This is a genomic window from Paenibacillus sp. FSL K6-2859, assembly GCF_038008265.1.
Lineage (GTDB): Bacteria > Bacillota > Bacilli > Paenibacillales > Paenibacillaceae > Paenibacillus_AQ > Paenibacillus_AQ nitricinens.
Genome location: NZ_JBBOYU010000003.1, coordinates 214673 through 228066 on the forward strand (window position 1 = coordinate 214673; position 13394 = coordinate 228066).

The following is a 13394-nucleotide window of genomic DNA, read 5'->3' on the forward strand; positions in this document are numbered from 1 at the left end:
TGCCCGTTGCAACTTTATTTAGTTACACGCTTTTTGCATGTTCATCCAATGTTGTGCCGTATACATGTTGAATGCATACCGGATTACGAGTAGCTAAAAAAGGTCTCATTAGATTTTTTCTGACCCGCTTTCTCTCCTCTTCCAGGCGTTTCTCTCTAGCTTCATTCTCCAATTTTTCTTTTGTTCTTTTATCTGCTCGCTCAGCACTTCGTCTCAAAATTTCTTTTAAAAAGATTCGAGTTATACCGCTTGCCTGCTGCTTCTCATTTCTTTTGAATTGATCAATGGGATGAATGGAGGAACGATCAATTTCTCCCACTACTTGAACCCATGCACGATCTATATCCTCTAAAGTCCAGTTCAATTTACTGTACCAAATTGAATCACTTTCATATTTAAAGACATATATATTCTCGTTACTGTCCGGGTGAACTGGATAGCCAAGATTATGCAGACCATGGAGTTCAATAACAGATTGGTCACAGAAATACAAATCGAATTGTAGGTTAGACATACTAAGCCTCGCTTTCTATCAGATGGTTGAACCATATGACCGTGTATTTGATTACAGCAGCTACACAATTAAATTGGAATGAGCTGCCTGATTAGTAGAAGAAATAAAATCACCAAACTCTTTCTCCTTCAACCATTGAAATTTCCGAAAAAATGCATGGTTCGTCACTTTGTATACTTCTACTCTTTGAATATACTCAGAATTCAGCACTAGATCCTTTACCAATTCCATAACTCGGTTACCTAGCCCAATCCCTTTTTCTTTCACCTTAATTTGAGAAATGTATAAACACTTATTTTCAACTTCAGCGTCCATGTACACACGATTCCCATCTGGAAGGAGCAAGTCAAAACCGCGTCCTCCAAATAAAGAGTTGTCCTCATTAAACCAAGTTGATTCAGTAAATTTATTGATACGGCGATAGCCTATAGATCCAATTCGAATAGCTAGATCAGATTCAAATTCGCGCATTCCAATTGCATGATTATCTTGTATAGAGTGGTAGTAAGCAAATGGACCTAATTCCTTGTATTGAGAGCAAGCTTCATTCCAAAGAGCCAGATTCCTATTAGTGGAACCCAATTTCGATAACATTCTGCTCTCTTTGAACTGCTGCTTATTCCGTCTCAACTCTTCGAGGTTACCCTCAACTGATTTGCAAAATCATGAGCTGTAGCATTCAAGATAAGACGTTCCTTTGTGCTCATACAGCATTCACCAGGATTCATACTGTAGTTGCTGTTTCTCTAATTCTAATTTTGCTATCAATTTTTTTTTAGCATCTGTCCAATTCATTTTAAATCTCCATGTACTGATGAAATGAGTGTTAGCTTTTTACGTACTGTAATACATCTTTTTTAAATTCATCAGCTAAACCTTTATGGAAAAAGTCTACACCGTCAATAAAATAATTGATCTGATTTTTAAATTCTCTTTCTTTATCTAAATCCTTTTTTTCAATTGACCACTTCAAAAACTTTAAATATTGCTCATATTCTTTTCTTATTTTATCATCAGTTAATATAAGTTCTCTGTCATAGTCTATAACAGGCTTGTTTGTTTCATCATTTTTAACGCCAAAGGCTTTACGTATAATAGCAATCTGCACCATAACCCGCGCGCTTTGTTCTCTACTAAATAAAGTTTGTGTATCTAGTTTTATCACTTTCTCCATAATTTCCTTATTTCTCAATGTGATTTCCCCCTATAATGAGTATTTCGAGTCAAAGCTTTATTCAGCTTCTAAACCATTTGATTGGTTTGTTGAAATCTCGGCCAATTTATCACAAAGGCAATTAGCGTTAATACAGGTACAGTTTTTCGTCATTTTTATCCCATCTTTCTCGACTTTTTTGTATATAAAAAAAGAAACGCTCATTTGCTGGAGTCAGCAAAATAAGCGTTTCTTGTATTCTAAAGTAGAATCTTTTTATTTTTCTTGAATAATCCCAGTAGTAACAGTTTGAACAGAACATAGTAAAGTGAAGTAATAAAAAATACTGGCACCTGACTGCATTCATTTTCCGTGTCTTCTTGAAACCTAATCAAGGTCAAGTTCACACGTGCTCTTTCCCTTCCATCAATCGTCCGCCAAATAAGTCCTTATGGTCCACATCATGAGTTCATGTACTAGACACTGACTTATTCCAAGGAAAGAAGCAAATAAAGAATATACTTATATTTTAGCCTATATTATTGAAACGCTCAACATATAAAAAAAGCCCGGAAGGTCCGGGCTCTTATCTGAGGATTTTCTAGGATGATGATGTATATGAACAGAAGCATAGCAGCCTTTTTATCATGCTAATGCCAATTACTCTCCGCTTTCAGTATCTATACCGTATTCTAATTCTGTTTCCTTATGCTGCTCTCGTTGTAGCTGGTAGCTCTTTTCAACCTTAATCCACTCATCTTCCTTTAGTGCGAATAATTGCAGATCACCAGGAACCCAGCGATAAAAATACACATCATATTCACTGTTTTTTTCCTGATCAGTACGTACTAAAGAAACATACGAATTCTCCTCGACTTGAAAACGATCAAGCAGGCGATAAGGATTTTGGTTCCCATCTTCGTCTTGCAGAATGATTATGTCTTCCAATTCCAACTTTTCTTTGAGTTCTTCACCACTGATCCCAGCTGGCTGAGGAAGGGTGATTGCTTCCAATGTCAGATACTCATTAATAGCCAGGATGAGTTCCATTGGTTTCTTCTCTAAAATATCTACATTATACTTTTCAGCATATATCAGTGCCTCTTCATAGCTATCCACTAAACCTACCATTTTCATTATTTATTCCTCCAATTGGTTATTTTATTTTATTCAACATTTATCGTTGTAATTATTAAAGAATCGTCGTTACTCCACAGATCGTCTTCAATGTTATAGCATCAGAATACTGCTGATAGTAGATCGGGAACGTCAATTATTTTCTTGGCTCCGAAATCCTCTATATTGTGTATTTCATTCGTTTAATCTCTCTCCTATTTGGGTCTCGTTGATTTCTGGTAAGGGAAGGGTCGACTCTACAAACTCCGCTACTGTTAATTCCCCATCGAATGAATACGACCAGAATTTTTCTATACGATTATCTTTTATAATCCAAGCTACTACATAGCCGTCTTCAGTAAACCGTTCTTTAACTCCGTCATTCCAGAGGCCATTTTCGGCAAGATAACTATCGATGATTGAAGCAACCGAGTTACGGAAGAATTGATAGTTCTCGAAGTACGAAGCTTCATCGCAAAGCATACCGTCATTTACGAATTGCAAAAGAAATTATTCATTGTCATGTTCTTTGGTAGTCATAGTTTTACTCCCCTTTATGGATTTAGTTAGAAGACAAGTTCGAGTTGTCCATGCTGATTTAAAGAAATGGGAATAGAGTATCTCATCTTTTGATTATCTTTTTCTTTATAAGATGAATTTTCAATCTTATTTCTTCGCACCTTGTAGAACATTGCGGCTAATCGGTTAGCTATCGAAGCTATGACTCTACAATCAACGGATTGGCCTAACATCTCATACTGGCGTATCTTCCCGATATAGTCAGGAATCTCAAACCATGCTGGTACGGATAGGATGCGTAGAATCTCATTTATAGAGAAAAATCGAAAGTAATTTCTATCTTCTGATAGCAGGTAGCTAGAGGAAGCAGATTGAGCTGTATACCGTTTTGGAATACACTGAATTTCCGTTGCCATTTCATCTACAAACGTCTTAGCTAAACCTCTATCACTCCAACTGTTTCCTTTTTCTGCTTTGCTGGTGAAGCTCTGCATCCACTTTTCAAGAGGCTTCCATTCATGTGGGGTTCCTTTACGATCGAGGTATTCACGTACTTTTTTTCTAATAGTACGTTTTGGGGGACTAGGGAATTGAAAATGAAGAAAATCTTCTTCACTCTTTACAGCTAAAGCATAAACTCGTTTACGCCGAGCAAGGGAACCAAAATCAGCTGCTTCAATTCGCTGCTCCTGCCAGAATGGATAATCGTTCATAAGAAGATTTTTAATATCTTGATATTCCTCCGATTCATAAAACTGAGGAACATTTTCGAAGAAAACTGCCCTACATTCTGTTGCTCTTATAAGCTCCGATGTCGCAAAGGCCAAATTTCTAAAAACTGCACCTTCACCATCACCTATAAGACTATGCTTGTCACATGGCAGTGTTACAATTGCTACATCTGCCTTTGCGACTGTCGAACAGTCCCTTAAGTCACCGTTAAAAACAAAACTGGACTTAAAGTTATGCCTATATACAGATGAGCTGTCTTCTTCAAGCTCAATTGCCCCAACGGATGTGAAATAGCCCGTCTCCTGAAAGGCAGCTGTTACAACTCCCATTCCGCTACAGATCGTAAAAGTGGTAATCCGTTCATCATCCGGTTTTACTAATACTTCTTTATCAAAAGAGTTATATCTTAGAGGTCGAATAATGACTTTGCTTATCTCACCTTCACGGTAAACACAAATTTCTGCTTTTTGGCTTACGTCAATAATCGAACGATAACTATCTTTAGCAGTGTCTACGATCGGACGTAACTTACCTGACGTTTCGTTCTTTTTTCCGGTCACATGAACTACATGATCGTCGTCAGAAATAGGAGCATTCTGAACAATGATTTGTTGTTGTTCGACGTCCAAACTGATGTAAAGTGGTTGGCCAATCTGAAAGCCGGCTGCCTCCGATACGGTTTCATATAGCCATATTCGCGGCCGGTTCCTTCCCTTTTTTGAAACAGTGTATACTTTTTTGAATGTTAGTGACATATTGTCCCAACTCCTTTCGACAAATAAAAAGCCCATAAGCACTCCGTAGAGTTACTTATGGGCTCTATATAAAAAAAGGCAAACCATTGATTTGCGTTTTTTCTATAACGTATTTAAATTTGATGTTCTCTCTTGAAAATAGACTGTAGTTCAGATCAATAGTCTGGGGCCAGATAGATTACTTCCTTGCCATTGACTTACTGAAATACACTAGCAATTTCGACTACTGTAAATAATATCTTTACGGTCGTATAAGCTCTTCCTTAACCATACCCGTTTTCACGGTCCGCTGTCTGATTAATTGCCTGCCATCATCATATTTAAATGTACATGGCTTTTTATCTGACTAGGTTAGGATAAATAATGGATATAGTATTATTGTACTCGATTATATACAAAACTTCAAAAGTTTTTCAGAATATTGAAGTACCTTACCAAGCTTAAAGTCGTCTTGTTATTCTGACTGAGAGTGTTTATTTATAGCTTTTAAACGGAGTGAATTTTCTCTCGCTCTATTCGTTTTACTGCTCTGTCCTACACCGATATAACTTACTTCATTTTCAGAAAGTGTAAATTGGTCTGCATCACCTAACCGGATCTCTTTTTCGGTTTCGACAATCAAATTCTTTTTTTCTGCATCCAATTCAACATCAGCTATTAAATTTGTAGTACTCATAATCCTTCTCAGATTAGAAAATGTGATTTCTTTCTTCTCCACAATAATGATCTTGTTTTCGTGAGGATGAAGATAAACATCAACTAGGGCATTATTTGACCCCACCTCCTTCAAAAGATCTGCAGCTGGGATAGTTACTTTTTTTCTCACTATTTAACCTCCAATTTGTTTGCCAATAAAAACCTACTTTATGTATCGACATAGCCTGTTCTAATCTTTAGATAGATGTTTATATAGAATATCGCCGGGCGAGCTTAAAGATTTCCGGATACTGGTAAATTTCCGTGATGAGAGGATCATCATCATATGTCAGTACAATATCAGCTCCAGGCATTCCGTGATAAAGAGATTCCAATAACACATTTAACCGGATATGGTCTCTTTTATCATAGTAATGCAAATACAGATCTTTACCTGCCTTTACATAGGGCGGATCAATATAAAGTGTCGTGCGATTTTCCCAATAGGCTTCTTCAATGACTTCACAGGCATCGTCATTAGTAATCGTGATGTTTTTGCTCATTTGGTGAATAAACTTAATTCTTTCGATTAAGTTAAGTGGATTCCAGCGAGATAGGGGTAGTACCAGCGAAGCTGACACAACCCGCAAAGTAGATGTTATTAAATGGGAAATCTATTGATAACCTCGTTGTATTCCTCCTGTGCATCAGTGATTGCAAGCTTGGAATAGACTTCTAATGACTTACGGCTTTCATGACCCGAATACGGTTGTATGAGCGCATCATCAATGCCTTGTTTTTTCAGCCACGTTAAGAGAAAATGCCGTAGCTTGTGTGGAGACAGATTTTGAGTCATGCCGGCAGCTTCCGAATATTTGGCCAGGATTTTGCGGATTCCCCGATCCGTATATTTCTTTTTCCATGATGATTCGAAAAGGTAAACTGCTTGCTTCTTCTTCATGGAATCAGCATGCATGGCCAACATTTCCTTAAACGAATGAGGAAATGGTACAATACGGTCTTTCTTCCCCTTGCCACTATTAATGCGGATCTGGCAGTATCGGAAATCGACATCGACCAACTTGATATTAATCAGTTCACTGACTCGAACGGCCGTATACAGAAGTGTCTTAACGATCATCATGTCTTGAAAATTCTTCGCCTGCCAGATAACATCATAATATCGCTTTAGCTCCTCTTCTGTGGGTACATAGGGGAGCTTCTTCGCTGCTTTGGGCACCTCGACTTCCAACTCTGCCCGAAGGTGCTGGAAAAGGCTCTTAAGGTAAGCATAGTCTGGCCGTTCCGCACGGATATACTTAGCCAGCTCTTTCGCTTTGCGTTTTGGAGATGTACGCCTTTCACTCACGCAAGTACACTCCTTCCAGGGGAAGACGTTCACTCATATTCAGTTTGAACGTTCCGTACGGGTTCACATGCGTATACACCAGGGGCGTAAGTGCCCGTAAGTCTTCCGGCGTCATCATATCGTACCATCTTCGGTCAGATAAGATGTTTTGTAACATGATGGTATTGATGTAGACCAAGCAGTTCTGTAGGAGGTGAAGTGACAGTACGGCCATCTCCTGATCCTCTAACCGGTTGGTAGCTATTTCTCCGCCTTTTCCGTAAAAAATGAAACTGTTTGCCGAGTTCCAGTTCTCCACGACATTCAAGCCTGAATTGATCTCTCTGCGCAGCTCCTCCGAGTGAAGATAATCGCATAGGAATATCGTCTTGACTGCTTTACCAAGTTCGCCCAATGCTTGATAGGTGGGATGTTTTAAATTATTGCGTGTAAAACGCTTCAGAATCGCTTCCGTTTCGGCGGTACCCAGGCGTAAAGCTGTCGCGTACTTCATCATTTGATCATACTGCTGTCGAATCAGCTCCCAATTGATCGGCCGAGTCAGTACCGGCTGTAAATTCGGATAAGCATCGGTCATGCCTGGTTCCGGCCGATACAGCTTTTGTGAATGTATAGCTTTAAGGCGCGGCATGAGCTGGTATCCTAGCAGGTGGCAAAATGCAAATGCAACCTCGCTCTGGCCATGTGAGTCCACGTAATTCTTCTCGACTTCCATCTCTGTGCAATGCCGGAGCAATCCTTCCATCATAGCAGCGACTTCGGAAGAGGAACATGACTTGAGCTGCGAGTAGATGCAGGTCGAATGCTTCTCCACATGCCAATAAATCATCACGCCGCGGCCACGGTACCGAATATGCCATTCTGTCATCAAGTTCTGATCCCACGCACCGAATTTTTTGGAATCCGATGCACAGGATGTTGTGGCGTCACCCCAAATTTCTTGCATCCGCACGCGAAATATCGCATTAACAACTTCAGAAATGGCGTTGCGAAGGTTATCTTTATGGATGAATTTTCTCCGGACGTAGAGCAAGTCTTTGTAGCTTTCTCCATGCTCACCGGCACTCACACGTTTTAATCCTGTATTAGTCCCAAACCCGTATAGTGCCAGGATAAGTCTCTTTTGAAGTGTATCTCGATCTAACGTTTCGCGCACAGCGACCGTCTTGAAATGTTCGGTTAACCCGATGCGGAGATCCGCCTCCTTCAGGATATCCAGAAGACTCGTCATGGGCCAACGCCGTAGTAACTCCGACTTGACTCGAGATAAATTAACGGGTTCTGTTTGTGGTTCTAAAGGTGACAAGCTGATCCAACCATTCCCTTTCTCAGTAATCCGGACTTTTTCGTTTTTTGAAAGCCCACGATCCAGCTTCTCCAATCCATCCTTCATCGCTTGCTTCAGCGACTCAATAAAGTCATGGGCGTCCAACGGTTGCTTTAAGGCTTTGTAGTTTTCCTCACGTCGTTCTTCTAAATCGGTGGGGAGGTCATCATCCGGGTTCCGGTATCGGTTCGCACCGACCGCCCATATTTCCTTACAGCGGAGTTTGTCTCTCAACGCTTGCAGAACACTGATTTCATAATTCATACGATTTATACGCTCTTGTCCTTTCTCGTCTTTCTCTACAATGATTTCTCTGTTAACGGTACGTATGACTCCATCAACCGGGACATCTTCCAATAGGGGTAAATAGTGTTGGCCTGTATTTGAATACTTTTTGACCAGCTCCAGCGCAAGAATCACTGGCCGATGAACCTCATTATTGGAACGAAAGTCCAGGATACCTAAAATCTCAGGAACCATGCGGCGATAATGGCTCCCATAGGAAGCGCGGATAATCGTGTGAACTTTCTCGCGATAAGCCGGGCCTGTATGCTTGAACTCTTTTACCAGATCCCTCAATGTCTGCTCGTTGACGATCGGAAAGATCACATCCCTCACAATACCATTCGGATTATTAACAGCGGACTGAGCCAGGTTAAATAAGATGCCGAATTTATTTCCTACTTTCCGCAAATCGTTCAGAATTTCCTTCTCTACCTTGCGTTCAGCCCGAACGCCAATACGATGAACAATCTGTATGAGCAGTTCAATTAAATTATCCGTAATCTCCATGCACCGGAGCCAAAAGAAGGCCGATAATAACGTGTAGCGAATCGGATCGGGATGGCGACGTAATTCCCGAAGATCCTCTGTTGCGGTCCGCTGCCGGTACTTGATTAAGGCTTTAAGCGGGATATCCCGAAATAGTTCATCCGGAAGCTCCAAATTACGAATCGTTCGTAGCTTGCTAACCTCTCTTAATACACTTTCCACGCCGGGCTTTCCCGGATCGGCTTTCAATTCCTGGAACGAAAGGATTCCATCGGAGCCCTCTACTCCGTCATAATCTTCATCATCAAGAAATGCAATGCGGTCCACGAGTGCATCCAGCTTGGCCAAGGAAGCAACGGGGAGTTTTTCAAGGGTGGCCTGGAAAAACTGCCCTTCGTAAGTGTGAATGGCCGTTTTTATCAGTCGCTCGATGCGATCTGGCGTAGGCGGGACAATCTTCATCTCTCGGAACCGTCTGTACACCATATCCACCAGGTATTCAAAATCATGACCATGGAACAGCTCATGAGTACAGAGCCAATCGATTACATCTTCAGCATCTTGTACCGTATCCTCACGAAAACCGAAGAAGTCCCTGATCTGGGTTCGGTGGTACGTGATAGATCTCCCGGACCAATCATACTCTGTGTATCGTTCCGGCCGCATCTCAATCTGCTTAGCAATATATTGGATAACCGCTTTGGGAACTTCAAATTTATGAAAGGGAAAACGCGCTTCGTATTGAAAAAATTTGAAGAGGACCGCAAATCCCAATCGTGTTTCGCCCGATTTGTTCCCGATTTGCTGCATCTCGTTCGGCAGAAAGGTAAAGTGTTCAATCAGCTCATCCAGCTCCCAGTTACGCTTCATGTAATCCCCTCCAAACAAAGTTCCTAAAATGGTCAGTATCGGAACAATGTTCCTTAATGTTAGTCTATCTCTCCTTTTGAAAGGAGGCAATTATTATTAGATTGTGTCGAAGTTCCGAAGCCAAAAACATTTTCGGAACTTGAATATTTCTCTCAAGTCAAGTGATAATCAAATGAATATTTGATTATACGAAGGGTTTGGTGTATGATAACAATCAAATTAACATTTGATTGTTAGGGTGAAAAAAGGACTCATGTGATTTTTATGACCATCCTAAAGTCCGAAAGGTACAAAATGCACTTACTACTGGCAAGATGGCCGGATTGAGGGTGAAAGATGCGTAAAGGAGACAATAGAGATTTTATACCAGCCCTGCGATTTCACTGGCTCACCTCATTTTATGACCCGATATTACGCTGGACAATGAGGGAGTCTACCTTCAAGAACAAATTAATTAGACAACTTCAAGTTGATCCGGGGAAGCGAGTGCTTGATCTAGGATGCGGGACTGGTACATTAACTCTTCTTTTAAAACAAGCTTACCCGAGAGCAAAAGTAACCGGACTCGATATTGATCCGAATGTTCTCCGAATTGCAGAGAAAAAAGCTGTGGATAAGGAAATGGACATCGTATTTAATCAAGGAATTTCGTTTGAACTCCCCTACCCTGATCATTCATTTGATCGTGTTGTCACAAGTCTAATGTTTCATCATTTGACTTTAGAAAATAAACTCCGAACACTAAAAGAAATTTTCCGTGTACTTAAACCACGAGGTGAACTTCACATAGCGGATTGGGGAAAGGCGCAAAATCGGCTCATGCGCATTGCGTTCCTTTCAATCCAAATCCTCGATGGTTTTAAAACGACAGCAGATAATGTAAATGGCCTGATACCGCAAATTATCGATAAGGCCGGGTTTGTTGAAATAAAAGAGTCTGATCGGTTTATGACAGTATACGGAACCCTTTCTTTATACAAAGCGAAGAAATAAAACAGCATTGCGGTGAAGTTAGCTTCGCTGCTACTGCCCCAAATAGCTGGTCGGAGTAAACCTTTGTTAAATTGTAATGTTTAATCAAATAATTATTTGGATATAAGAACATATAGAATCTACAATTGGATGGGGTAAATCACAATGTCACTCACATTAATTCTTTCCGCTATCGGCACGTTCATCGTGACAAACATTGACGACATTTTTGTACTGATGATCTTTTTCGCACAGATTGAGAAAGCGCGGCACACACAAGTTGTTCTAGGGCAATATCTTGGGTTCGGATTGCTCGTTGGATTGAGCCTATTAGGGGCTTTCGGTTTTACATTTTTGCCACCCGAATGGGCCGGTTTTCTCGGGCTGATACCGATTTATCTCGGTTTCCGAATGTTCCACAAAAAGGAGGAAGAAGATGAGGCAGAGGAAGCGCTTGAGAAATTGGGCGATCTAAAGTCACAACCTTCAAACAACCGTTTGTTTGGACCACTAACTAGTAAGGTCGCTGCGATTACCTTTGCCAACGGGGGGGATAACCTGGGCATATACATCCCGTATTTTACGACCCAGGGGAATGCGTCACTTTTATCCATCGCGATTGTGTTCCTTTTGATGGTCGCGGTATGGTGTTTTCTGGCATATCGGCTGGCAAGCTTCCCGGCCATTCTAAAGATTCTGGAAAAGTACGGAAGTGTCATTGTTCCACTGGTGTTTATCGCATTAGGTATTTCGATCATGCTGCATGGTGATTCATTTGCATATCTCATAAGGCTGTTTGGATAACGTTCACGAAAATCGAAATGATGAATTGGAGGGAAACACAATGGTAGTAGGTGACGCAAGCATGCACACTCAATTGTTGATAATCGGCGGTGGTTCTGGGGGTTATGTTGCAGCTATACGAGCCGCGCAGCTCGGCAAGAAAGTGTTGCTGGTGGAAAAATCGGAACTCGGAGGTGTATGTCTCAATTGTGGCTGCGTGCCGTCCAAAGCGCTGATATCAGCGGCGCATCGTTATGAACAAATGCTGGAAAGCGGCATATCCGGGTTAAAAGCGAAAGGCGTTGAGATTGATTTTTCACAGATTCAGCAGTGGAAACAGTCGAAAGTGGTGAATCGCCTCAAATCGGGTATTCAATCCTTACTGAAAAAACATGAAATCTCGGTCTTCAAAGGGGAGGCGCTTTTTATTAATGATCGGGAAGCCCGTCTCTATAATGAGCAAGAATCGCTCCGATACCAATTTGACGATTGTATCGTTGCTGTTGGATCGCGCCCAATTGAATTAAAAGCATTCCCGTATGGGAATCGAATTTTGTCCTCCACGGAAGCACTCACCCTTACCGAAATCCCTGAGCGGATGGTCGTCATCGGCGGTGGCTATATCGGTATTGAGCTAGGCCAAATGTACGCGAAGTTCGGCACGAACGTAACCATTTTGGAAGGTTCACCGTCGATTCTGCCTGGATTCGAGAGTGAAATTACCCGGATTGTCAAAAAAAATCTTGATTCCCTTGGCGTTACGGTATATACGAACGCCATGGCTCAATCCGCCCAACAGTCGGCTGACGAAATCACGGTTACCTTTACGGTAGATCAGACCGAACAACAAGTGACAGCCGATTATGTTCTTGTGACAGTAGGACGCCGACCCAATACTGATGGCGAACTCGGTCTTGACCGGATTGGGGTAAAAATTGGAGACCGGGGACTGGTCGAAGTCGATCAACAAGGGCGAACGTCTATTCCTCATATTTATGCGATTGGCGATATTATCCCTGGCCCTGCACTGGCGCATAAAGCTTCATACGAAGGAAAAGTGGTTGCTGAAGCCATAGCTGGCCAGCCAAGTGCCTTCGACTATAAAGGGATACCTGCGGTCGTGTTTTCCGATCCGGAAATTGCTTCCGTAGGACTTAGCGAACCTGAAGCCAAAGAGAAAGGATATGACATCATGGTGGGTAAGTTTCCGTTTGCGGCAAATGCGCGTGCTCTCTCTTTGAGTGCGTCCGAGGGATTCGTCAAGCTGGTAGGCGATAAGAAAACAGGTTTGATCCTTGGCGGGCAAATCGTCGGCACAAACGCATCTGATTTGATTCCGGAAATTGCCCTGGCGATTGAAATGGGGACGACCATGGAAGATCTAGCCCTCACGATTCATGCGCATCCGACACTTGGGGAGTTGTCGGCTGAAGCGGCAGAAGTTGCCCTTGGCCATCCCATTCATATTTAGTTTTGTTTGCCTTTGACAAGCCAATGGCAAAAGCATAATATAATAATCAAACGAACATTAGATTGAGGTGATTGGAATTGAAGAACCAAGATACATGCGAGATCTTTTGTTATGACGAGGATAAGGTCAATCGAGTCCGGGAAAAAATAAACAAAAATGATTTTCAGGATATGGCGCAAGTATTTAAAGTGCTTGCCGACCATACGCGGCTGAAGGTTGCATATACACTATGTGATGAGGACGAGTTATGCGTCTGCGATGTGGCCAATATTATCGGCTCCACGATGGCGACGGCTTCCCATCATTTACGGTTGCTGCGGAACATGGGGATTGCACAGTATCGCAAAGAAGGTAAACTTGTTTTTTATTCACTGGAAGATGAGCAGCTTAAACAAATGATAAGGCT

General features: G+C 41.6%; 14 protein-coding genes. 4 read left to right on the forward strand and 10 right to left on the reverse strand.

The genetic code is table 11. From position 1 onward, the window contains the following. Positions 1-22 precede the first annotated feature (22 nt). The 10 genes from MHB64_RS33630 to MHB64_RS33675 all read right to left on the reverse strand — a co-directional run bounded on the left by MHB64_RS33630 (position 23) and on the right by MHB64_RS33675 (position 9762). Positions 23-514, reverse strand: a complete 492-nt coding sequence (locus MHB64_RS33630; protein ID WP_094875983.1) for a hypothetical protein — start codon at positions 512-514, stop codon at positions 23-25. A gap of 60 nt (positions 515-574) precedes the next feature. Next, the gene (locus MHB64_RS33635) at positions 575-1108 is read right to left on the reverse strand and encodes a hypothetical protein (protein ID WP_341136510.1); all 534 of its coding nucleotides are present in this window, start codon (positions 1106-1108) and stop codon (positions 575-577) included. A 232-nt stretch (positions 1109-1340) separates the two neighbouring features. Continuing rightward, positions 1341-1706, reverse strand: coding sequence for a hypothetical protein (locus tag MHB64_RS33640; protein ID WP_280788154.1), 366 nt, complete (start codon positions 1704-1706; stop codon positions 1341-1343). A gap of 621 nt (positions 1707-2327) precedes the next feature. Further along, the gene (locus MHB64_RS33645) at positions 2328-2804 is read right to left on the reverse strand and encodes a DUF1292 domain-containing protein (protein ID WP_341109615.1); all 477 of its coding nucleotides are present in this window, start codon (positions 2802-2804) and stop codon (positions 2328-2330) included. A 174-nt stretch (positions 2805-2978) separates the two neighbouring features. Further along, the gene (locus tag MHB64_RS33650) at positions 2979-3287 is read right to left on the reverse strand and encodes a hypothetical protein (protein WP_341136511.1); all 309 of its coding nucleotides are present in this window, start codon (positions 3285-3287) and stop codon (positions 2979-2981) included. Between the two features lie 62 nt (positions 3288-3349). Continuing rightward, positions 3350-4789, reverse strand: a complete 1440-nt coding sequence (locus MHB64_RS33655; RefSeq protein ID WP_341136512.1) for a DNA cytosine methyltransferase — start codon at positions 4787-4789, stop codon at positions 3350-3352. Positions 4790-5243: 454 nt separating this feature from the next. After that, positions 5244-5615: a hypothetical protein gene (locus MHB64_RS33660; protein ID WP_341136513.1), complete on the reverse strand. Its 372-nt coding sequence runs from the start codon at positions 5613-5615 to the stop codon at positions 5244-5246. A gap of 79 nt (positions 5616-5694) precedes the next feature. Beyond that, positions 5695-6066, reverse strand: a complete 372-nt coding sequence (locus tag MHB64_RS33665; protein WP_341136522.1) for a DNA adenine methylase — start codon at positions 6064-6066, stop codon at positions 5695-5697. A gap of 20 nt (positions 6067-6086) precedes the next feature. Beyond that, positions 6087-6794: a tyrosine-type recombinase/integrase gene (locus MHB64_RS33670; RefSeq protein ID WP_341136514.1), complete on the reverse strand. Its 708-nt coding sequence runs from the start codon at positions 6792-6794 to the stop codon at positions 6087-6089. Further along, positions 6787-9762, reverse strand: coding sequence for a Tn3 family transposase (locus MHB64_RS33675; RefSeq protein ID WP_341136515.1), 2976 nt, complete (start codon positions 9760-9762; stop codon positions 6787-6789). The genes MHB64_RS33670 and MHB64_RS33675 overlap by 8 nt, the downstream gene beginning before the upstream one ends. A 336-nt stretch (positions 9763-10098) precedes the next feature. Between MHB64_RS33675 and MHB64_RS33680 the strand changes: the two genes are divergently transcribed. The 4 genes from MHB64_RS33680 to MHB64_RS33695 all read left to right on the forward strand — a co-directional run. After that, a complete protein-coding gene (locus MHB64_RS33680) occupies positions 10099-10755 on the forward strand; it encodes a class I SAM-dependent methyltransferase (RefSeq protein WP_341136516.1) in 657 nt (218 codons plus the stop codon). Between the two features lie 144 nt (positions 10756-10899). Continuing rightward, a complete protein-coding gene (locus MHB64_RS33685) occupies positions 10900-11538 on the forward strand; it encodes a CadD family cadmium resistance transporter (RefSeq protein ID WP_341136517.1) in 639 nt (212 codons plus the stop codon). Between the two features lie 40 nt (positions 11539-11578). Next, on the forward strand, positions 11579-12988 hold the full coding sequence (lpdA, locus tag MHB64_RS33690; RefSeq protein ID WP_341136523.1) for a dihydrolipoyl dehydrogenase: 1410 nt from the start codon (positions 11579-11581) through the stop codon (positions 12986-12988). A gap of 77 nt (positions 12989-13065) precedes the next feature. Continuing rightward, positions 13066-13394 (forward strand): ArsR/SmtB family transcription factor (locus MHB64_RS33695; protein WP_341136518.1); only part of this gene is annotated, 329 nt, incomplete at its 3' end.

Excerpts from the sequence above, each read along its gene's own strand:
- MHB64_RS33630 (WP_094875983.1), bottom strand. The coding sequence starts at position 514 with ATGTCTAACCTACAATTCGATTTGTATTTCTGTGACCAATCTGTTATT.
- MHB64_RS33635 (WP_341136510.1), bottom strand. The coding sequence starts at position 1,108 with ATGTTATCGAAATTGGGTTCCACTAATAGGAATCTGGCTCTTTGGAAT.
- MHB64_RS33645 (WP_341109615.1), bottom strand. The coding sequence starts at position 2,804 with ATGAAAATGGTAGGTTTAGTGGATAGCTATGAAGAGGCACTGATATAT.
- MHB64_RS33655 (WP_341136512.1), bottom strand. The coding sequence starts at position 4,789 with ATGTCACTAACATTCAAAAAAGTATACACTGTTTCAAAAAAGGGAAGG.
- MHB64_RS33675 (WP_341136515.1), bottom strand. The coding sequence starts at position 9,762 with ATGAAGCGTAACTGGGAGCTGGATGAGCTGATTGAACACTTTACCTTT.
- MHB64_RS33680 (WP_341136516.1), top strand. The coding sequence starts at position 10,099 with ATGCGTAAAGGAGACAATAGAGATTTTATACCAGCCCTGCGATTTCAC.
- MHB64_RS33685 (WP_341136517.1), top strand. The coding sequence starts at position 10,900 with ATGTCACTCACATTAATTCTTTCCGCTATCGGCACGTTCATCGTGACA.
- lpdA (WP_341136523.1), top strand. The coding sequence starts at position 11,579 with ATGGTAGTAGGTGACGCAAGCATGCACACTCAATTGTTGATAATCGGC.